Annotated in this window: 17 protein-coding genes and 2 pseudogenes; 15 read left to right on the forward strand and 4 right to left on the reverse strand. The window is 71.4% G+C overall.

The window, feature by feature from the left end; genetic code table 11:
• Positions 1-61 precede the first annotated feature (61 nt).
• Complete coding sequence (locus tag ACOBQB_RS30825) at positions 62-1,225, forward strand: NADH-quinone oxidoreductase subunit D (RefSeq protein WP_423596312.1); 1,164 nt, start codon at positions 62-64, stop codon at positions 1,223-1,225.
• Here the strand turns inward: ACOBQB_RS30825 and ACOBQB_RS30830 are convergent.
• Positions 1,190-2,268: pseudogene (locus ACOBQB_RS30830) on the reverse strand (SAM-dependent methyltransferase). The gene ACOBQB_RS30825 and the pseudogene ACOBQB_RS30830 sit on opposite strands and share 36 nt — an antisense overlap.
• A 106-nt stretch (positions 2,269-2,374) precedes the next feature.
• On the opposite strand from ACOBQB_RS30830, the pseudogene ACOBQB_RS30835 reads away from it, so the two are divergent.
• A pseudogene (locus ACOBQB_RS30835) lies at positions 2,375-3,576 on the forward strand (sensor histidine kinase).
• 97 nt (positions 3,577-3,673) lie between these two features.
• Entirely contained in the window at positions 3,674-4,345 is a 672-nt protein-coding gene (locus ACOBQB_RS30840) for a response regulator (RefSeq protein ID WP_423596314.1), read from the forward strand.
• Between the two features lie 36 nt (positions 4,346-4,381).
• Here ACOBQB_RS30840 and ACOBQB_RS30845 read toward each other — a convergent pair whose 3' ends face one another.
• Positions 4,382-5,488 carry a DUF5937 family protein gene (locus tag ACOBQB_RS30845; protein WP_423596316.1) on the reverse strand — a complete coding sequence of 369 codons (1,107 nt, stop codon included), beginning with the start codon at positions 5,486-5,488 and terminating at the stop codon, positions 4,382-4,384.
• 216 nt (positions 5,489-5,704) lie between these two features.
• Here ACOBQB_RS30845 and ACOBQB_RS30850 point away from each other — a divergent pair, with 216 nt between their 5' ends.
• A complete protein-coding gene (locus tag ACOBQB_RS30850) occupies positions 5,705-5,950 on the forward strand; it encodes a hypothetical protein (protein ID WP_423596318.1) in 246 nt (81 codons plus the stop codon).
• Here the strand turns inward: ACOBQB_RS30850 and ACOBQB_RS30855 are convergent.
• Positions 5,907-7,088, reverse strand: a complete 1,182-nt coding sequence (locus tag ACOBQB_RS30855) for a threonine aldolase family protein (protein ID WP_423596320.1) — start codon at positions 7,086-7,088, stop codon at positions 5,907-5,909. The two genes, ACOBQB_RS30850 and ACOBQB_RS30855, sit on opposite strands and share 44 nt — an antisense overlap.
• Before the next feature lie 147 nt (positions 7,089-7,235).
• Here ACOBQB_RS30855 and ACOBQB_RS30860 point away from each other — a divergent pair, with 147 nt between their 5' ends.
• The 10 genes from ACOBQB_RS30860 (at position 7,236) to ACOBQB_RS30905 (ending at position 16,323) form a co-directional block, all read left to right on the forward strand.
• Positions 7,236-8,174, forward strand: a complete 939-nt coding sequence (locus ACOBQB_RS30860; protein ID WP_423596322.1) for a Rossmann-like and DUF2520 domain-containing protein — start codon at positions 7,236-7,238, stop codon at positions 8,172-8,174.
• A complete protein-coding gene (gene panC, locus ACOBQB_RS30865) occupies positions 8,171-9,175 on the forward strand; it encodes a pantoate--beta-alanine ligase (RefSeq protein WP_423596324.1) in 1,005 nt (334 codons plus the stop codon). The genes ACOBQB_RS30860 and panC overlap by 4 nt, the downstream gene beginning before the upstream one ends.
• On the forward strand, positions 9,172-10,887 hold the full coding sequence (locus ACOBQB_RS30870; protein ID WP_423596326.1) for an L-aspartate oxidase: 1,716 nt from the start codon (positions 9,172-9,174) through the stop codon (positions 10,885-10,887). Before panC ends, ACOBQB_RS30870 begins: the two co-directional genes overlap by 4 nt.
• Positions 10,888-10,889: 2 nt before the next feature.
• Positions 10,890-11,879: a carboxylating nicotinate-nucleotide diphosphorylase gene (gene nadC / locus ACOBQB_RS30875; RefSeq protein ID WP_423596328.1), complete on the forward strand. Its 990-nt coding sequence runs from the start codon at positions 10,890-10,892 to the stop codon at positions 11,877-11,879.
• Positions 11,879-12,685 carry a type III pantothenate kinase gene (locus tag ACOBQB_RS30880; RefSeq protein WP_384550121.1) on the forward strand — a complete coding sequence of 269 codons (807 nt, stop codon included), beginning with the start codon at positions 11,879-11,881 and terminating at the stop codon, positions 12,683-12,685. Before nadC ends, ACOBQB_RS30880 begins: the two co-directional genes overlap by 1 nt.
• A gap of 968 nt (positions 12,686-13,653) precedes the next feature.
• Positions 13,654-14,307, forward strand: a complete 654-nt coding sequence (locus tag ACOBQB_RS30885) for a hypothetical protein (protein WP_423598872.1) — start codon at positions 13,654-13,656, stop codon at positions 14,305-14,307.
• Positions 14,308-14,321: 14 nt separating this feature from the next.
• Entirely contained in the window at positions 14,322-14,501 is a 180-nt protein-coding gene (locus ACOBQB_RS30890; RefSeq protein ID WP_423596330.1) for a hypothetical protein, read from the forward strand.
• Positions 14,502-14,722: 221 nt separating this feature from the next.
• Positions 14,723-15,166, forward strand: a complete 444-nt coding sequence (locus tag ACOBQB_RS30895; RefSeq protein ID WP_423596332.1) for a BlaI/MecI/CopY family transcriptional regulator — start codon at positions 14,723-14,725, stop codon at positions 15,164-15,166.
• A gap of 9 nt (positions 15,167-15,175) precedes the next feature.
• Positions 15,176-15,718, forward strand: coding sequence for an amino-acid N-acetyltransferase (locus tag ACOBQB_RS30900; RefSeq protein WP_423596334.1), 543 nt, complete (start codon positions 15,176-15,178; stop codon positions 15,716-15,718).
• A 266-nt stretch (positions 15,719-15,984) separates the two neighbouring features.
• On the forward strand, positions 15,985-16,323 hold the full coding sequence (locus ACOBQB_RS30905; protein ID WP_423596336.1) for a histone-like nucleoid-structuring protein Lsr2: 339 nt from the start codon (positions 15,985-15,987) through the stop codon (positions 16,321-16,323).
• Here the strand turns inward: ACOBQB_RS30905 and ACOBQB_RS30910 are convergent.
• A complete protein-coding gene (locus ACOBQB_RS30910; RefSeq protein ID WP_423596338.1) occupies positions 16,302-16,892 on the reverse strand; it encodes an SCO3374 family protein in 591 nt (196 codons plus the stop codon). The genes ACOBQB_RS30905 and ACOBQB_RS30910 overlap by 22 nt on opposite strands.
• Before the next feature lie 440 nt (positions 16,893-17,332).
• Between ACOBQB_RS30910 and ACOBQB_RS30915 the strand changes: the two genes are divergently transcribed.
• Entirely contained in the window at positions 17,333-19,861 is a 2,529-nt protein-coding gene (locus ACOBQB_RS30915) for an ATP-dependent Clp protease ATP-binding subunit (protein ID WP_423596340.1), read from the forward strand.
• Positions 19,862-19,914 lie beyond the last annotated feature (53 nt).

Here is a 19,914-nt window from a genome sequence, read left to right on the forward strand (position 1 = left end):
TACGGTCGCGTAGGCCCGACGGTCGGCTACGCGCGGGGAGGGCGTGCGAGAGACTGTGCCCATGAGTCCCACGACGGAGACCACCACGCAGACCACGCTCGGCATCGGCGGCGCGGCCGAGAGCACCGACATGGTGCTCAACATCGGCCCCCAGCACCCGTCCACGCACGGTGTGCTCCGCCTGCGCCTCGTCCTGGACGGCGAGCGCATCCAGCACGCCGAGCCGGTCATCGGCTACATGCACCGCGGCGCGGAGAAGCTCTTCGAGGCGCGGGACTACCGGCAGATCGTGATGCTGGCCAACCGCCACGACTGGCTGTCGGCGTTCTCGAACGAACTCGGCGTGGTGCTGGCCGTCGAGCGGATGCTCGGCATGGAGGTCCCCGAGCGGGCGGTGTGGACGCGCACGCTGCTTGCCGAGCTGAACCGCGTCCTCAACCACCTGATGTTCCTCGGGTCGTACCCCCTCGAACTGGGCGGAATCACCCCGGTGTTCCACGCGTTCCGCGAGCGCGAGGAGCTCCAGAACGTGATGGAGGAGATCTCCGGCGGCCGCATGCACTACATGTTCAACCGCGTGGGCGGCCTCAAGGAGGACCTGCCCGCCGGATGGACCTCCCGCGCGCGGGAGGCCGTCGCTTCGGTGCGCTCGCGCATGGACGTGTACGACCGCCTGGTGCTCGGCAACGAGATCTTCCGGGGGCGCACGCGCGGCGTCGGCGTCCTGAGCCCCGAGGCGGCGCACGCCTACGGAGTGAGCGGTCCCATCGCCCGCGCCTCCGGGGTCGACTTCGACCTGCGCCGCGACGAGCCCTACCTCGCGTACGCCGACCTCCAGGACACCCTGAAGGTCGTCACGCGCCAGGAGGGCGACTGCCTGGCCCGCTTCGAGTGCCTCCTGGAGCAGACCCACAACGCCCTGGACCTCGCCGACGCCTGCCTGGACCGGATCGTGGACCTCCCGCAGGGGCCGATCAACCAGCGTCTCCCGAAGGTCCTCAAGGCCCCCGAGGGCCACACGTACGCGTGGACCGAGAACCCTCTCGGGATCAACGGCTACTACCTGGTCTCCAAGGGCGAGAAGACCCCCTACCGCCTCAAGCTGCGCTCGGCCTCGTACAACAACATCCAGGCCCTGACCGAGCTGCTCCCGGGGCAGCTGGTCGCGGACATGGTGGCGATCCTCGGGTCACTCTTCTTCGTGGTCGGCGACATCGACAAGTAGGACATCAACAGGTAGGACGTCGGCAAGTAGGGCATCGGCACGTAGCGCGGTGCTTTCGGGGGCGCCGACGGGCTGGAGCAGCCACCGGAAGTCCCCGAGCCCGCCGGGCGCGGCCAGCTCCGCGGCCTCTCCCGCGCGCGTGAGGGCGCGTACGTACGCGGTCGGGTCCTCGGAGGCCAGGGCCAGCGGGGGGCGGCCGCCGCTCACCCCGAGCGCGCCGAGCGCCGCCCGCTGGGTGAGCAGCGCGGCGCCCGCACCCGCGCAGGCGTCCAGCGCCACATGGGCGGTGATGTCACAGCTGCCGTCCGGCACGGGCGCCGTCTCCCGGCCCGCCCTGAAGCCCGTGAGCGTCCCGAAGGGCGGGCGGGCCCCCCGGTCGTGGGCGTAGTCGACGGCGACCGCCAGGCCGTGCTCCAGGGATGCCACGGCCGCCGCCCACGCCGCGTCCCGGGACGGCCGATCTCGGCGCGCAGCCCGGGCTCGGCGCCCAGCGGCCACCAGCGCGCCAGCCATGCTGCGTCCGGGCCCTCTACGGGGCCGCCCAGCACTTCGGCACCGTCATCGCGTACGAGGACGTAGCGCGCCGTTCCGTCGGCGTCCACCTCGGCGACGTCCAGGGGGACGTTGTCCAGCCACTCGTTGGCGAAGAGCAGGCCCGTCACGCCGGCCGGCGGCGCGGGCAGCCAGGCGACGCGGGGGTCGAGGTCGGCGGGACGCTCCGCCCGCTCGACCGCGTACGCACGCGCGCGTGCCGCGACGTCGGCGGGCAGCGCGCTCAGGACGGCCGTCGTCAATTCGCCGCGGCCCGCGCCCATGTCCACGAAGGCGACCTCTTCCGGGTGGCCGAGCGCCTCGTCGACCCGGCACAGGAGGCGGGCCACGGCGGCGGCGTAGAGGGGCGAGGCGTGGACGGAAGTGCGGAAGTGTCCGGCGGGTCCCTCAGGACGGCGGTAGAAGCCGTCAGGGCCGTACAGAGCGGCCTCCGTCGCCTCGCGCCAGCCACGCGCGCCACCCGCCCCGCCTCTGTTGTCGTCGTTCGTCACAGACCGCAGGCTAAGCGGGCCTCCACCTTGGGGAGTACAAGCGATCGATTCGGATCGCACCTCCGGTTGACCCACGGGTGCCGTGGGGCTGCCTACGCTGGGTTACGTGCAGCGCCTCTATGCCTTTCTCCGCAGACACCCGACATGGGTCGACGGTTTCTGGGCCTTCGTCCTGTTCGGGATCTCCGGGCTCGGTCTCGTGTCGATGTCCGACGCGAACGGACACGAGCCGACCTTCCTGGCGGTCCCGGCGGTCCTCGGCCTCTGCCTGGCGGTCGCGCTGCGCCGGCGGGCGACCGAGCAGATGCTGGTCCTCGTCGCCGTCATCGGCCTCTGCCAGCTCGTCTTCGACGTGGAGACGATGCCCGCGAACTTCGCCATGCTCGTGATCATCTACACCGCGGCGGCCGACGGGGCGCCGTGGGCCTCGCGGTTCGCGCTGGTGGGCGGCTTGTGCGCGGCGCCGCTTTCGATGATGCGCTGGCCCTCGGAGAACTCCTCCGTCATCGGCAGCATTCTCTTCACGATCTTCCAGATCGTCCCGTTCGCGCTCGCCTGGGTCCTCGGCGACTCCATCCGCACCCGCCGCGCCTACCTGGCGCAGCTGGAGGAGCGCGCCGACCGTCTTGAGAAGGAGCGCGAGGCGCAGTCGAAGGTCGCGGTGGCGGCCGAGCGGGCCCGCATCGCGCGCGAGCTGCACGACGTCGTCGCGCACAACGTCTCGGTGATGGTGGTCCAGGCCGACGGCGCCGCGTACGTCCTGGACACCGCGCCCGACCAGGCGAAGAAGGCCCTGGAGACCATTTCGGGGACCGGCCGCCAGGCGCTCGCCGAGATGCGCCGCCTGCTCGGCGTGCTGCGCACCGGGGAGCCCGAGGAAGGGTCCGAGTACGTCCCGCAGCCCGACGTCGAGCAGCTCGACGAGCTCATCGAGCAGGTGCGCACGGCCGGTCTGCCCGTCGACTACAAGGTGGAGGGCACCCCCGCCCGCTGCCCAGCGGCGTGGAGCTCACCGCCTACCGCATCGTCCAGGAGGCGCTGACGAACACGCGCAAGCACGGCGGTGAGAACGCCGGGGCGAGCGTGCGCCTGGTCTACTTCGACGACGGCCTCGGGCTGCTCGTCGAGGACGACGGCAAGGGCGCCCCGCACGAGCTGTACGAGGACGGCGGCGCCGACGGCAGGGGGCACGGTCTGATCGGCATGCGCGAGCGCGTCGGCATGGTCGGCGGCACCCTGGACGCGGGGCCGCGCCCCGGCGGCGGTTTCCGGATCAGCGCGCTGCTGCCCCTCAAACCGGCACACTGAACTCGATCATGTCCGTCGATGACACCTGTCACCGGTGCCGCACCCCTGCACTGGCCCCCGCATTGACTCCCGCATTGACCCCCGAAGGGACACCATGATGGCGATCCGCGTGATGCTCGTCGACGACCAGGCGCTGCTGCGCACCGGTTTCCGGATGGTCCTCGCCGCGCAGCCGGACATGGAGGTCGTCGCGGAGGCGGGGGACGGCGTCGAGGCCCTTGAGGTGCTGCGCTCGACCAAGGTCGACGTCGTGCTGATGGACGTACGCATGCCGAAACTGGACGGCGTCGAGACGACCCGGCGCGTCTGCCAGGACGCGAACCCGCCGAAGGTGCTGATCCTGACCACCTTCGACCTCGACGAGTACGCCTTCTCGGGGCTGAAGGCGGGCGCCTCCGGGTTCATGCTCAAGGACGTGCCCCCGGGAGAGCTGCTCGCCGCGATCCGTGCCGTGCACAGCGGTGACGCGGTGGTCGCGCCGTCCACCACGCGGCGCCTGCTCGACCGGTTCGCGCCGATGCTGCCGAACGCGGGCGGGCAGCCGCAGCACCAGGAGCTGGAACGCCTCACGAGCCGCGAGCGCGAGGTGATGGTGCTCGTCGCGCAGGGCCTGTCGAACGGCGAGATCGCGGCCCGGCTCGTGCTCTCGGAGGCCACCGTGAAGACCCACGTCGGCCGCATCCTGACCAAGCTGGGCCTGCGGGACCGGGTGCAGGTCGTGGTCCTCGCGTACGAGACGGGTCTCGTGCGGGCCGGGGGCGCTTCCTAGCTCCCGCGGGCCTATGAGGCCCAGCCCCCGCGGTGACTAACGCAGCACGCCTTCGATGAAGTCACTGCCGAGGCGGGACACCACGCTGATGTCCAGCTGATGCTGCACATAGCGCCCGCGGCGGCGCGTGGTGACCAGGCCGGCCTTCTTCAGGACGGTCAGGTGCCGGGATATCTCCGGGGCGGTCATGCCGTGCGCGTCCGCCAGCTCACCGGTGGTGTACGACCCACGCGCCAGGTGCCGGCAGAGCCGCATCCGCACCGGGTGGGCGAGCGCCGACATGCGGCGGGTCAGCTGCTCCACGGTCGGCGGGGCGGTGAGCCCGGGGGCGCTGATCGGGTAGGTGATCGAGGCCTGCCAGCCCTTGCGGTGCAGCACCATGAGGTGCGGCCAGCCCAGACTCGTCGGCACGAGCACCAGACCGCCCGAGCCCGTGGTCGTCCGCCCTTCGCTGATCTTGTCGACGGTGATGAGCCGGTCGTCCTCGTTCAGGGAGACCGCCCCGGAGATCGCCTTCAGGGCCTCCGCGAGGCCCTTGCGGCGCAGGAGCTCCGTCTTGTGCCGGGCGTCCGCGGCCAGTTGGTGGCTCACGCGGGCCCAGGTGTCGGCGAAGAACGCCTCGTCGCAGTCCTCCAGGAGCCCTCGGAGCCAGGCGCGGACGGCCGGCGGGTCGTCCAGCAGGCGCTTGGTGAACCGCACCTGGTGAGGGCCGCGCGCGGCGGCCAGGTCCAGCGCGCGCTGCTGCACGGCGGGGTCGGTCAGGAGATTGCGGTCGGGGTCCGAGTACGTCGACTGGCAGGTGAACTCAAGGGCGGCGTCGACGAACTGTTCGTCCGTCAGCTTGTCCAGCTGGTCGAGTTCCTCGGTGAGCGTGGCCCCCGGGAGCGCGCTCGGCCCCGGGAGGCCGGCGAACGGCGCGAACACGTCCGAGAACGTCGTACGCCATAGGAAGTCGGCCTCGCACATGCGGTCCGCCAGGCACGGGTCCAGCCGCGCCGAGACCGCCGTCGCCCAGCCCTGGAGCCCCGGGTGGTGGCCCGGCTCCGACAGCGCGTGCAGCGCCATGCCGAGCTCGGCCAAGGGCGAGGGCACGACGTGGATCCGCTCCCGCGACAGGCCGCTGATGTCGATGCTCACGCTCATGCCCCCATGGTGCACCGCGCCACTGACAGCGCGGCCGTCGATTGACGAGCGCCGTCAATCGACGCGACGGGGACGGCCCGACGGGAGCAGTCTGTAGTCATCACCGGAGCCGCCGAGGTCTTCGGGCTCCCTCCCTTCACCTGTCCGCACGACACCGGGGCACCCACGACCACGTGCTGCCCGATAAGTACCCTTTATCCCGAGAGGTGAGATGTCATGAGCGTCACCCAGCAGTACCTTCTCGACGCCTACCGCGCCGCCCAGCACAGCCAGCCGACGCCGCCCGCGCCCGGTCGCAACGACTGGCAGGCCGCCCGCGAAGTGCGCGAGTACGGCCGCTTCCGAGCCGTCGTGGAAGAACGCCCCGCCCACGGCCGGCTCCGCGCAGCCCTGGCACGCTTCGCACGCGGCGGACGCCTCAGCGGGGGATCCGTCGCACGAACTCCGCGACCGCTTCCCTGACGTCGCCGGACGTCCAGCCAAGGCCCTCTTCGGTCACGGTGACCTCCGTGACCGAGAGGCCGGGCGGCCCGTCCGCGAACCAGCGGCCGAACAGCAGGGTCCTCGTCTCCTCGGCCTGCCCGAGAGAGGCCTCGTCCAGCACGTCCGGCGCGTACGGCAGCCACACCTGGAACTGGTGCGTGTGCGGCCGCTCCGGGTGTACGCGGGACCAGGGGACCCCGGCGGCCGTGAACCCCTCGCGCAGTGCCTCGGCGACCACGCGCGCGTGGGCGACGTAATCGGGCAGCCGCGGCAGGACGTGCTTGAGGCCCAGCAAGGCGGAGACGGCGGCCGGGAACTGCTGGAACAGCTGCCCTCCGTACCGGTGGCGCCACACCCTCGCCTCCTCGACCAGCGTGCGCGGGCCGGCCAGCGCGGCACCGCTCAGCCCTTCGAGGGACTTGTAGAACGACACGTACACGGTGTCCGCCAGGCCCGCGATCTCCGGGAGGGGACGGCCGAAGTGCGGCGTGCACTCCCACAGCCGGGCGCCGTCGACGTGCACGACCGCGTCCCGTTCCCGCGCCGCCTCCACGACCGCTTCGAGCTCCTCCCATGTCGGCAGGACGAAACCGGCGTCCCGGAGCGGCAGTTCGAGCATCAGCGTCCCGAAGGGCTCGGGAAACTCCCGCACTTCGTCGGCCGTGGGCAGGCGCGGCTCGTCCGTCGGATGCACCGTGCGCAGCCCGCTGACGGTGGAGAGGGCGCCTCCTTCGTGGACCTCGGGGTGCGCCTTGGGGTGCAGCGCCACGGTCGCGTTCCCGGTGCGGCCCGCCCAGCAACGCAGGGCGACCTGCTGGGCCATCGTGCCGGTCGGGAAGAAGACGGCCGCCTCCTTGTCGAGCAGCCGTGCGACCTCCTCTTCCAGCGCGGCGACGACGCCGTCGCCGTAGACGTCCGTGGCGTCGCCCGTGCCGACGACCTCGGGAGCGGCCGCCGCCAGCGCCGAGAAACGTTCGGTGAGGGGGAGGTGGAGAGGGGAGCGGTGCAGGGTGCGGGCGGCACCGCGGGCCGCCGCCACGCGCCGGGCCCGGCCGGCGGGCTCGTCGTCCGCCGGCCGGTCGTCGGGGTGTGTCCGTTCCGCGTCGTTCGCAGTCATTCCCCGAGGATGACCCGGCCCACCGCCACCGGTCATATGAATTGCCACAGGCTGTGGACAGCGGAAGACGCGGCGCGGGGCAATCGCGTTAGCATGACGAGAAATCGTCCGGTACCCCGAGCGGACTGGAACGGAAGGCGTCATCGCGTGAACGCATCGCATCAGCCGGACCCGCGGGAGCGCCCCGCGAGGCTCACGGTGGGAGTCGTGGGAGCGGGCCGCGTCGGCCCCGCGCTCGCCGCGTCGCTCCAGCTCGCCGGGCACCGCCCGGTGGCCGCGTCGGGAGTATCCGACACCTCCGTGCGCCGGGCCGCCGTCATGCTGCCCGACGTCCCCCTCGTCCCGGTGGCCGAGGTCCTCGAACGCGCCGACCTGGTGCTCCTGACCGTGCCAGACGACGCCCTGCCGGGCCTGGTCGAAGGCCTCGCGGAGACCGGCGCGGTGCGCCCGGGACAGCTCCTCGTGCACACCTCCGGGCGGTACGGCACCAAGGTCCTGGAGCCCGCCCTGCGCGCGGGCGCCCTGCCGCTGGCCTTGCACCCCGCCATGACGTTCACCGGTACCCCTGTCGACGTGCAGCGCCTGGCCGGATGCTCCTTCGGCGTGACCGCGCCCGAGGAGCTGCGGCTCGCCGCCGAGGCCCTGGTCATCGAGATGGGCGGCGAGCCCGAGTGGATCGCCGAGGAGAACCGCCCGCTCTACCACGCGGCGCTCGCCCTCGGCGCGAACCACCTGGTCACCCTGGTCGCCGAGTCCATGGACCTGCTGCGTAACGCGGGCGTCGAGGCCCCCGACCGGATGCTCGGCCCGCTGCTCGGCGCCGCCCTGGACAACGCTCTGCGTTCGGGCGACGCGGCGCTCACCGGCCCCGTGGCGCGCGGCGACGCGGGCACGGTCGCCGCGCACGTCGCCGAGCTGCGCAAGCACGCCCCGCAGACCGTCGCCGGCTACCTCGCGATGGCCCGAGCCACCGCCGACCGCGCCCTCGCCCACGGCCTGCTCAAGCCGGAGCTCGCCGAGGACCTCCTCGGCGTCCTGGCCAACGGCGCGGGCGGCGTCAGCGGGACCGAGGGGGGCAGCCGATGACCACCACCCTCCTGCACACCGCCGAGGCCCTGCGCACCCGCACGCGTGAAGGCCGCCGAGCCGTCGTCATGACCATGGGCGCCCTGCACGACGGGCACGCCTCGCTGATCCGCGCCGCCCGCCGTATCGCCGGCCCCGACGGTGAGGTCGTCGTCACGGTCTTCGTGAACCCCCTGCAGTTCGGGGCGGGCGAGGACCTCGACCGCTACCCCCGCACCCTCGACGCCGACGTCAAGATCGCCGAGCAGGCGGGCGCGGACGCCGTGTTCGCCCCCGCCGTCGACGAGGTCTACCCGGGCGGCGAGCCCCAGGTCCGCGTCAGCGCGGGCCCCATGGGCACGGTCCTCGAAGGCGCGACCCGCCCCGGGCACTTCGACGGCATGCTCACCGTCGTCGCCAAGCTGCTGCACCTCACCGGCCCGGACGTGGCGCTGTTCGGGCAGAAGGACGCCCAGCAGCTCGCGCTGATCCGCCGCATGGTCCGCGACCTCGACTTCCCCGTGGAGATCGTCGGCGTCCCCACCGTCCGCGAGGACGACGGCCTGGCCCTCTCCAGCCGCAACCGCTACCTCGCGCCGGACGAGCGGCGCACCGCCCTCGCCCTCTCCCAGGCCCTCTTCGCGGGCCGCGACCGGCATGCCGCACAGGAGGCGCTGCGCGCCCGTGCCGCCAGCGCGCCCGCCACGCGCGCGCGTGCCGAGGCCCTCAGCGCGATCGGCGAGTCCCGCGCGGCGGCCGACGCCCACGCCGTGGCGCAGTCCTCGGCGCCCTCGACGCCCGGCGGGCCAGCCGCCGTCGTCGCGGCGGCCCGGCAGGTCCTCGACGAGGCCGCGCGCCTGCGGCCCCCGCTGGAGCTGGACTACGTGGCGCTGGTGGACCCCGCCGACTTCACCGACGTACGCCCCGGCCACACCGGCGAAGCCGTCCTCGCCGTGGCCGCCAAGGTCGGCTCGACACGGCTGATCGACAACATCCCGCTCACCTTCGGAGCCGCCCTATGAGTGCCACCGGAATACGGCTGCACGCCCCCGCGCCCGGCTGGTCCCTGGACGCCGACGTCGTGGTCGTCGGCTCCGGAGTGGCCGGACTGACCGCCGCCCTGCGCTGCTCGGCCGCCGGCCTGCGGACGGTCGTGGTGACCAAGGCCCGCCTGGACGACGGCTCCACACGCTGGGCCCAGGGCGGCATCGCCGCGGCGTTCGGCGAGGGCGACACACCCGAACAGCACCTGGACGACACGCTCGTGGCGGGCGTGGGCCTCTGCGACGAGGAGGCGGTGCGCACCCTCGTCACCGAGGGCCCCGACGCCGTACGCCGCCTCATCGAGACCGGCGCGCACTTCGACACCGGGCCCGAGGGCGCCATCGAGCTGACCCGCGAGGGCGGCCACCACCGACGCCGCATCGTCCACGCGGGCGGCGACGCGACCGGCGCGGAGGTCTCCCGCGCCCTCGTCGAGGCGGTACGCGCGCGTGGCATACCGACCGTCGAGAACGCTCTGGTCCTGGACCTGCTGACCGACGCCGACGGTCGCACCGCCGGTGTCTCCCTGCACGTCATGGGAGAGGGCCAGCACGACGGCGTGGGGGCCGTCCAGGCCCCCGCGGTGGTCCTCGCGACCGGCGGTATGGGCCAGGTCTTCTCGGCGACCACCAACCCGTCCGTGTCCACGGGCGACGGCGTCGCCCTCGCCCTGCGCGCGGGCGCCGAGGTCTCCGACCTCGAATTCGTGCAGTTCCACCCCACCGTGCTCTTCCTCGGCGCCGACGCCGAGGGCCAGCAGCCGCTGATCTCCGAAGCGGTGCGGGGCGAGGGCGCGCATCTGGTGGACGCCGACGGCGTGCGCTTCATGGTGGGCCAGCACGAACTGGCCGAGCTGGCGCCCCGCGACATCGTCACCAAGGGCATCACGCGCCGCATGCAGGAGCGGGGTGCCGAGCACATGTACCTCGACGCCCGGCACTTCGGCGCCGACATGTGGGCCACCCGCTTCCCGACGATCCTGGCCGCCTGCCGCGCCCACGGCATCGACCCGGTCACCGAGCCCATCCCCGTCGCCCCGGCCGCGCACTACGCCTCCGGAGGTGTCCGCACCGACCCGCACGGCCGCACCACCGTCCCCGGCCTGTACGCCTGCGGGGAGGTCGCCTGCACCGGCGTGCACGGCGCCAACCGCCTCGCCTCCAACTCCCTCCTGGAGGGCCTGGTCTACGCCGAGCGCATCGCCGCCGACATCACCACCCAGCACGCGCGGAACACCCTCCACGCGTGCGTGCCGCATCCCGTCGCGCGGCCGGAGACCCCCTCGCACCCCCTGCTGCCGCCCGAGGCGCGCTTCGCCATCCAGCGCGTGATGACCGAGGGCGCCGGAGTGCTCCGCTCCGCCGAGTCCCTCAAGGAAGCGGCGGCCCGCCTCGCCCGCATCCACGCCGAAGCAGCAGGAGCCCTCGCCGAGCACGGCAAGACCGCGGAGCCAGGCGTCGACACCTGGGAGACCACCAACCTCCTGTGCGTCGCCCGCGTCCTGGTGGCCGCGGCTCAGCGCCGCGAGGAAACCCGCGGCTGCCACTGGCGCGAGGACCACCCCGACCGCGACGACGAGGCGTGGCGGCGCCACATCGTCGTACGCCTCAACCCGGACAGAACGCTGGCGGCACACACCACAGCGACCCCCGACTTCCCCCCGACCCGCCCCAGTCCCCAGGAGCAGTGACCGTGAGCACCCCCGACGACCTCCCCCTCGCCCCGACCGGCGGCGGCTGCGGCGACGCCTGCGGCTGCGGCGGGGACGACGCCTTCGACCCCCTGGAGTGCGGCCTCGACCCCGCTCTCGCGCGCCTCCTGGCCGAGGCGGGCCTGGATCCCCTCCAGATCGAGGACATCGCGCACATGGCCATCGAGGAGGACCTGGCGGGCGGCGTGGACGTCACCACGGTCGCCACCATCCCCGAGGACGCCGTCGCCACCGCCGACTTCGTCGCGCGCGAGGCGGGCACGGCCGCGGGCCTGCGCGTGGCCGAAGCGGTCGTCTCCGTGGTGTGCGAGGAGGAGTTCGAGGTCGAGCGGCACGTCGAGGACGGCGACCGCGTCGAGGCCGGCGACGTGCTGCTCAGCGTCACCACCCGCACCCGCGACCTGCTCACCGCCGAGCGCAGCGCCCTGAACATCCTGTGCCGCCTCTCCGGCATCGCGACGGCCACGCGCGCGTGGGCGGACGTGCTGGACGGCACCAAGGCCAAGGTCCGCGACACCCGCAAGACCACGCCCGGCTACCGCGCCCTGGAGAAGTACGCCGTACGCATGGGCGGTGGCGTCAACCACCGCATGTCGCTCTCCGACGCGGCCCTGGTCAAGGACAACCACGTGGTCGCCGCGGGCGGCGTCGCGCAGGCCTTCAAGGCCGTACGCGAGCAGTTCCCGGACGTACCGATCGAGGTGGAGGTCGACACGCTGCACCAGCTCCGCGAGGTCGTCGACGCGGGCGCCGACCTGATCCTCCTGGACAACTTCACGCCGGGCGAGACGGAGGAGGCCGTCGCCCTCGTGGGCGGCCGCGCGTTCCTGGAGTCCTCGGGCCGCCTCACTCTGGAAAACGCCCGCGCGTACGCCGCCACAGGCGTCGACTACCTCGCGGTCGGCGCCCTGACCCACTCCTCGCCGATCCTCGACATCGGCCTCGACCTGCGGGAAGCGGTGCGCGACTGATGCTGCTGACCATCGACGTAGGAAACACCCACACCGTCCTCGGCCTGTTCGACGGCGAGGACATCGTCGAGCACTGGCGCATCTCCACCGACGCCCGCCGCACGGCCGACGAACTCGCCGTCCTGCTCAACGGCCTGATGGGCATGCACCCCCTCCTCGGCGAGGAGCTGGGCGACGGCATCGACGGCATCGCGATCTGCTCGACGGTCCCCTCGGTCCTGCACGAGCTGCGCGAGGTCACGCGCCGCTACTACGGAGACGTGCCCGCCGTCCTCGTGGAGCCCGGCATCAAGACGGGCGTCCCGATCCTCATGGACAACCCCAAGGAGGTCGGCGCCGACCGCATCATCAACGCGGTCGCGGCGGTCGAGCTCTACGGCGGCCCGGCGATCGTCGTCGACTTCGGCACGGCCACGACGTTCGACGCGGTGTCCGCGCGCGGGGAGTACGCGGGTGGCGTCATCGCCCCCGGCATCGAGATCTCCGTGGAGGCGCTGGGCGTACGAGGCGCACAGCTCCGCAAGATCGAGCTGGCCCGCCCGCGGAGCGTCATCGGCAAGAACACCGTGGAGGCCATGCAGGCGGGCATCCTGTACGGCTTCGCGGGCCAGGTCGACGGTGTCGTGAACCGCATGGCGCGCGAGCTGGTGGGCGCGGGCGGCGACCCCGACGACGTGACGGTGATCGCGACGGGGGGGCTTGCGCCGATGGTGCTGGGCGAGGCGTCGGTCATCGACGAACACGAGCCGTGGCTGACGCTGATCGGCCTCCGCCTGGTCTACGAACGCAACGTCTCCCGCAGCTGAGGGGTGCACGTGCCCCCGGCGGTACGGAGCACGACGGCGCCCGGCGGCACCCCCACCCCGCCGCTCCGCGCCGGATCTCTCCCACCCACCCGCCCGTTACTGGCGTCGAGATGTCGAGGTAGGGGCGGGCGGGGTGCCCGTTACCCGACGTCGAGGTGTGGGGGCAGAGGCTGGTGTCAGTTGCTCGGTGTCGGGACGTCAAGGTGGGTACGGTCGGGGACGGGGTGCTGCCCGCAGCCTGCGAACGGGCCCGGGGAACGTGAACGGACGACGGCCCGCAGCCTCCGCACGGGTCCGACGGAAACCGGACGAGGGCCCGCAGCTGCGAGCGCTTCCGAGGGGCACCGTGAAGCGACGACGGCCCGCAGCCTGCGCATGGGCCCGGGGGGGGAATCGTGAGGTGACGAGGGCCCGTAGTCGTGAGCGTGCCCGGGGGGAATCGTGAAGTGACGAGGGCCCGCAGCCTGCGCATGGGCCCGGGGGGAATCGTGAGGTGACGAGGGCCCGTAGTCGTGAGCGTGCCCGGGGGGAATCGTGAAATGACGAGGGCCCGCAGTCGTGAGCGTGCCCGGGGGAATCGTGAACCGGTGACGGCCCGCAGCCTCCGCACGGGCCCGACGGAAACCGGACGACGGCCCGCAGCCTCCGCACGGGCCCGACGGAAACCGGACGACGGCCCGCAGCTGCGAGCGCTTCCGAGGGGCACCGTGAAGCGACGACGGCCCGCGGTCGCGAGCGCTCCCGAGGGGACGCGGGGGTATGTGCGCGCGGAGCACAGTGGTGGTCATCAGGGCTCCGAAGCAGCAAAGGCCCCGCGCCAAGATGGCGAGCACGGACGTACCCCCGCGGCCCCGCCCCACGACGCACCAGAGGCGCCCCCGCCGCGCCACACACTGGCGTTAAGCCGATTTTGTCCGTTTGGCGCGTATCGTCAGCTCATGCCCACGCCATACGGATCCCGCGGCGGCATGGCCTTCAGCGCGGAGGAGCTGCGTGTGCTCCGTCGCGCTCTGGCTCTCGCCCTGAACCCCAGCCCTGTCCCCGACGAGGACGTCCAGGACTGTCTCCGCCTCGCCGAATCGGTGGACGAGGCCATGCGGGAGAGCGCGAGGCTCCGCGCCTTCCTCGTGGCCGACCTGTCCCGCTACCGGGCCGCCCTGCCCGGCACCGCGGCCGGCTACCTCGCCCTCCTGGACGACGTACTCGGCGCCGGCTACCAACCCGGCCCCGACGACCTCGCCGCCCTGCGCGCCCTGCGCGGCAACACCTTCGCCGCCACGCTGCTCGACCGCTGCCGGACGCTCGCCGAGCGGTCCGTCCGCGCCCGCCTGGCAGGGCGTTCTCTCCGCGTCCAGGAACGCCCCACCGTCCCCGCCTCCCGCACCCCCCTGCGCTCCCTGCCCGGCGGCCTCGCCACCGCCAAGCAGGACCGGCCGCAGGACCCGGCCCGCCCGGTCCCCACCCCGGCCGAGGTCTTCCCGCCGAGACGCCGCCCCGCGCCACCCGCAGAACCGCCCACGCCCTCCACGCCCTCCACGCCCCCCACACCTCCCACGCCCCCGGCGGCACCCACCCAGACCCCCGCCCCCGCGGACCCGCCGCACCAACTCGTCGCGGGCTAGCTACGCTGGGGGGCATGGACTACGTTTCCGCGCTCGTGCCCCCCGTAGTGATGGCCGTGTTCTTCGGCGGTCTCATCGTGACGATCGTGAAGACCCAGGGCGGTGCCAACAAGGCCAAGGAGGACGCGGCAGCAGACGCCGCGATCAGCCGGGCCGAGGCCCTCCACCAGGCCTCCAAGGCCGGCGGCGCCTGACCCGCCCGGCACCGAAGCCGCAGGTCACACCTGTACCACTCGGCTGTACCACCCGGCGTGCGACTCCGTGCACCCCCCCGCGCACACCACGGCGTACGACTCACCCCCTTTCGAGTCGTACGCCCTTTTTGTTGCGTAATTAGGCCTACGAGTCCTACGCCGTCTACGCCACGTCCCTCACCCATCACGCCAATAGTGACGTCTCCCACTATTGTTCTGCTGTGCCTCGTCCATTGGGAGAACTCGAAGACGCCGTCATGACACGGGTGTGGAAGTGGAACCGCCCCGTGACCGTTCGAGAAGTCCTGGAAGACCTTCAGCAGGAACGGTCCATCGCCTACACCACCGTGATGACCGTTTTGGACAATCTCCATCAGAAGGGCTGGGTGCGCCGCGAAGCGGAAGGCCGCGCCTATCGATATGAGGCGGTCTCCACTCGGGCTGCCTACGCAGCCGCACTGATGAACGAAGCCTGGTCGCGGAGCGACAACCCCGCCGCCGCTCTCGTCGCCTTCTTCGGGATGATGTCGGCGGAACAGCGCGAAGCGCTGAGCGACGCCATGCGTATCGTCCAAGGCCCGGAGAACCCCAGCCCGGAGAACCCCGGCCCGGAGAAGCCCGGCCCAGAGAACCCCGACTCGGCGGAGCCGGACACCGGGCGATAGCGTCCGCTCATGGCAGCAGAGGGCCCCGAACTCAGCGAACTCAGCGCAAAAGCGGTCTCGGTCCGCAGGGCGCGAACCGCCGATGTGCCGGCCGTGCGCCGGCTCCTCGACTCGTACGTACGGGAGCGCATCCTCCTGGACAAAGCGACGGTGACGCTTTACGAGGACATCCAGGAGTTCTGGGTGGCGGAACGGGACGACAACGCCGAGTTGCTCGGCTGTGGCGCCCTGCACGTGATGTGGGAAGACCTCGCGGAAGTACGTACTCTCGCGGTGAATCCCGAGGTCAAGGGGGCCGGCGTAGGGCATCAGCTGCTCGGGAAGTTGCTCCAGACCGCCCGGTGGCTCGGCGTCCGGAAGGTTTTCTGTCTCACCTTCGAAGTCGACTTCTTCGCGAAGCACGGCTTCGTGGAGATCGGCGAGACTCCGGTCGACGGAGATGTCTACAGCGAGCTCCTGCGTTCCTATGACGAGGGCGTCGCCGAGTTCCTCGGCCTCGAACGAGTGAAACCGAACACCTTGGGTAACAGTCGGATGCTTCTGCACCTGTGATCGCCCGGATGTGATCGACCGGATGCTTCTGCATCTGATCGCCGCTGCGGTATTCCGATCCGACCACCTGCCGCGGTCGCCTATGTCCGAAACGCGCATGTTTCCAGGCTTCTAGGGGCCCCTGGTCTCTCCCAGGGGTTTGTGTTTTTCCGGCAAAAGCGGTTTGCTTTCCGACGTACTGCAGTACTGCATATAACAGGGGCCGGTGAATCGGGCGGCGTACGCCGTGCGGGCCGGCCTCGAAGTTATCGATGAAAGGAAATCCGGTGGCACAGAAGGTTCAGGTCCTTCTTGTCGATGACCTCGACGGCGGCGAGGCAGACGAGACCGTGACGTTTGCGTTGGACGGCAAGTCCTACGAGATCGACCTCACCACGGCCAACGCGGACAAGCTCCGTGGCGCCCTGGAGGACTTCGTCAAGGCCGGTCGGCGTACTGGCGGCCGGGGTTCGAGCGGCCGCGGCAAGGCGCGTGCGGCGTCGACGAGCGGTAGCCAGGACACCGCCGCAATCCGCGCCTGGGCGAAGGAGAACGGTTTCGAGGTCAATGACCGCGGCCGTGTTCCCGCGTCGATTCGTGAGGCCTACGAGAAGGCCAACGGCTGACGGTTGCGCCGTCGCAGCCGGACCCGGTGGCACTGCGTTGCCGCCGTGTCCACCAGCCGTACGAGATCGGAGCCCACGGCGGGGTCGCTGTGGTGCGCGGTCCCGCCGCCCCCCATCGTGGGCAGGGACGCCAGCGCCGGCAGCGTCGGCTCCACCTCGCACCCGGGCTCCGGGGGTCGCAGCCACACGGCGGCCCCCCGCGAGCCGGACCACCCCGGAGGCGTGGGCGCGTCGATGTGCCCGCCTGCCCCGACGGCGGTGAGGTCGAGGGGGATGTTCCCCCACTCCAGCCAGTCGAGCAGCCCCGGCAGCTCGTCCGCGCTTCCCGTGCCCACCAGGAGGCGCATCGTTTCCCCGCGCAGCGCCACCGGAGCCCTCGGCCCGAGGTGGCGCAGCGCCGCGAAGCCCGCCTCCGCGGGCAGCTCCAGGACGTCGAAGCGCAGCCCCGTCACGAGGCGCACCGGGCCGGGGCCGGGCACGGTCGCCCAGCCGAGTCCGTTCTCGTACCACTGCCGCACCGGGTCGCTCTGCTCGACCGGGGTCCGGGGCTGAGGAACTGTGGGGGCCATGTCACAGCAACAGCCCGAAGGCGGCGCGAGTTACGCAGGGTCGCCGACTGAATGCGTAACGTGTCCGGAAAGGGGGCGTACAGGCGTGTTCGGCGGTGCAAGAGTGTTCGCCCGTAGCGGAGGGAACCGGGGCGCGCCGCATGGACTGTCCGTCGTTACGGGTAAGACATCCCTAGTGGGGAGGGGCGACACGCGGTTCCGGGCGTCTCACGTTCGCCATCGGCGTAGTGCTGGTGGGGGTAACTGCCTGGCCTGCGGGAACATCGTCTCGCACCATCGGGTTGAGGCAGTTGTCGGCGTTCGGGGTCTGGAGTTCCTCGATGAGGAGGGCCGGGTGTCGGCAGTTGGAATGAGCGGTCCCCGCTTGCGGGACTAAGCTGCGGAAGGACAGGGAGGGGACCGACCCCTTACTGCCTGACCGCTCTGAGGAGCGATTAACGATGTTCGAGAGGTTCACCGACCGCGCGCGGCGGGTTGTCGTCCTGGCTCAGGAAGAAGCCCGGATGCTCAACCACAACTACATCGGCACCGAGCACATCCTCCTGGGCTTGATCCACGAGGGCGAGGGTGTCGCCGCTAAGGCCCTGGAGAGCCTCGGGATTTCGCTCGAGGCGGTCCGCCAGCAGGTGGAGGAGATCATCGGGCAGGGCCAGCAGGCTCCGTCCGGGCACATTCCCTTCACCCCCCGTGCCAAGAAGGTCCTGGAGCTGTCGCTCCGCGAGGCCCTTCAGCTGGGCCACAACTACATCGGCACGGAGCACATCCTGCTCGGCCTGATCCGTGAGGGCGAGGGCGTCGCCGCCCAGGTCCTGGTCAAGCTGGGCGCCGATCTCAACCGGGTGCGGCAGCAGGTCATCCAGCTGCTCTCCGGTTACCAGGGCAAGGAGACCGCCACCGCCGGCGGTCCTGCCGAGGGCACGCCCTCCACGTCCCTGGTGCTCGACCAGTTCGGCCGGAACCTGACCCAGGCCGCTCGTGAGTCCAAGCTCGACCCGGTCATCGGGCGCGAGAAGGAGATCGAGCGGGTCATGCAGGTCCTGTCCCGCCGTACGAAGAACAACCCGGTCCTGATCGGTGAGCCCGGCGTCGGCAAGACCGCCGTCGTCGAGGGCCTCGCGCAGGCCATCGTCAAGGGCGAGGTGCCCGAGACCCTCAAGGACAAGCACCTCTACACCCTCGACCTCGGCGCGCTCGTCGCCGGTTCCCGCTACCGCGGTGACTTCGAGGAGCGCCTGAAGAAGGTGCTCAAGGAGATCCGCACCCGCGGCGACATCATCCTGTTCATCGACGAGCTGCACACGCTGGTCGGTGCGGGTGCCGCCGAGGGCGCCATCGACGCCGCTTCGATCCTGAAGCCGATGCTGGCCCGCGGTGAGCTCCAGACCATCGGCGCCACCACGCTCGACGAGTACCGCAAGCACCTGGAGAAGGACGCCGCGCTGGAGCGCCGCTTCCAGCCCATCCAGGTCGCGGAGCCGTCGCTGCCGCACACCATCGAGATCCTCAAGGGCCTGCGCGACCGGTACGAGGCGCACCACCGCGTCTCGATCACCGACGAGGCGCTGGTCCAGGCCGCGACCCTGGCCGACCGGTACATCTCGGACCGCTTCCTGCCGGACAAGGCGATCGACCTGATCGACGAGGCCGGTTCCCGGATGCGCATCCGCCGGATGACCGCGCCGCCGGACCTCCGCGAGTTCGACGAGAAGATCGCGGGCGTGCGCCGGGACAAGGAGTCCGCGATCGACTCGCAGGACTTCGAGAAGGCCGCCTCCCTGCGCGACAAGGAGAAGCAGCTCCTGGCCGCGAAGGCCAAGCGCGAGAAGGAGTGGAAGGCCGGCGACATGGACGTCGTCGCCGAGGTCGACGGCGAGCTGATCGCCGAGGTCCTGGCCACGGCCACCGGCATCCCGGTCTTCAAGCTCACGGAGGAGGAGTCCTCCCGCCTGCTGCGCATGGAGGACGAGCTCCACAAGCGCGTCATCGGCCAGAAGGACGCCGTCAAGGCGCTCTCGAAGGCGATCCGGCGTACGCGTGCGGGGCTGAAGGACCCGAAGCGTCCGGGTGGTTCGTTCATCTTCGCCGGTCCGTCCGGTGTCGGTAAGACCGAGCTGTCCAAGGCGCTCGCCGAATTCCTCTTCGGTGACGAGGACGCGCTGATCTCGCTCGACATGTCGGAGTTCAGCGAGAAGCACACGGTCTCGCGTCTCTTCGGTTCGCCTCCCGGTTACGTGGGTTACGAAGAGGGCGGTCAGCTGACCGAGAAGGTCCGCCGCAAGCCGTTCTCCGTCGTCCTTTTCGACGAGGTCGAGAAGGCCCACCCGGACATCTTCAACTCGCTCCTGCAGATTCTGGAGGACGGTCGCCTGACCGACTCCCAGGGCCGCGTCGTGGACTTCAAGAACACGGTCATCATCATGACGACCAACCTTGGAACGCGTGACATCTCCAAGGGCTTCAACCTGGGCTTCGCGGCCCAGGGCGACACGAAGTCCAACTACGAGCGGATGAAGAACAAGGTCAGCGACGAGCTGAAGCAGCACTTCCGCCCGGAGTTCCTGAACCGCGTGGACGACGTCGTCGTCTTCCCGCAGCTCAGCCAGGACGACATCCTCCAGATCGTCGACCTGATGATCACCAAGGTGGACGAGCGCCTCAAGGACCGGGACATGGGCCTGGAGCTCTCCCAGTCCGCGAAGGACCTGCTCGCGAAGAAGGGTTACGACCCGGTGCTCGGCGCGCGTCCGCTGCGGCGCACGATCCAGCGCGAGGTCGAGGACACCCTCTCCGAGAAGATCCTCTTCGGCGAGCTGCGCCCCGGCCACATCGTGGTCGTCGACACGGAGGGCGAGGGCGAGAACAAGACCTTCACCTTCCGCGGCGAGGAGAAGGCGGCGCTGCCCGACGTGCCGCCGATCGAGTCGGCCGCCGGTGGCGGCGCGGGCCCGAACCTGAGCAAGGACGCATAGCCTCAGGGCACGCTCGAAGGGGCTGCCCCGGACCGTTTCGTACGGTTCCGGGG

The sequence above is a fragment of the Streptomyces sp. G5(2025) genome, assembly GCF_049542075.1.
Taxonomy (GTDB): domain Bacteria; phylum Actinomycetota; class Actinomycetes; order Streptomycetales; family Streptomycetaceae; genus Streptomyces.

Bases quoted from the DNA above. Each gene is read 5' to 3' on its own strand.
- ACOBQB_RS30885 (WP_423598872.1), top strand. From the start codon at position 13,654: ATGGCCTTCAGCGCGGAGGAGCTGCGTGTGCTCCGTCGCGCTCTGGCT.
- ACOBQB_RS30880 (WP_384550121.1), top strand. From the start codon at position 11,879: ATGCTGCTGACCATCGACGTAGGAAACACCCACACCGTCCTCGGCCTG.
- ACOBQB_RS30855 (WP_423596320.1), bottom strand. From the start codon at position 7,088: ATGACTGCGAACGACGCGGAACGGACACACCCCGACGACCGGCCGGCG.
- ACOBQB_RS30870 (WP_423596326.1), top strand. From the start codon at position 9,172: ATGAGTGCCACCGGAATACGGCTGCACGCCCCCGCGCCCGGCTGGTCC.
- ACOBQB_RS30825 (WP_423596312.1), top strand. From the start codon at position 62: ATGAGTCCCACGACGGAGACCACCACGCAGACCACGCTCGGCATCGGC.
- ACOBQB_RS30910 (WP_423596338.1), bottom strand. From the start codon at position 16,892: ATGGCCCCCACAGTTCCTCAGCCCCGGACCCCGGTCGAGCAGAGCGAC.
- panC (WP_423596324.1), top strand. From the start codon at position 8,171: ATGACCACCACCCTCCTGCACACCGCCGAGGCCCTGCGCACCCGCACG.
- ACOBQB_RS30845 (WP_423596316.1), bottom strand. From the start codon at position 5,488: ATGAGCGTGAGCATCGACATCAGCGGCCTGTCGCGGGAGCGGATCCAC.
- ACOBQB_RS30840 (WP_423596314.1), top strand. From the start codon at position 3,674: ATGGCGATCCGCGTGATGCTCGTCGACGACCAGGCGCTGCTGCGCACC.
- ACOBQB_RS30850 (WP_423596318.1), top strand. From the start codon at position 5,705: ATGAGCGTCACCCAGCAGTACCTTCTCGACGCCTACCGCGCCGCCCAG.
- ACOBQB_RS30900 (WP_423596334.1), top strand. From the start codon at position 15,176: ATGGCAGCAGAGGGCCCCGAACTCAGCGAACTCAGCGCAAAAGCGGTC.
- ACOBQB_RS30915 (WP_423596340.1), top strand. From the start codon at position 17,333: ATGTTCGAGAGGTTCACCGACCGCGCGCGGCGGGTTGTCGTCCTGGCT.
- ACOBQB_RS30890 (WP_423596330.1), top strand. From the start codon at position 14,322: ATGGACTACGTTTCCGCGCTCGTGCCCCCCGTAGTGATGGCCGTGTTC.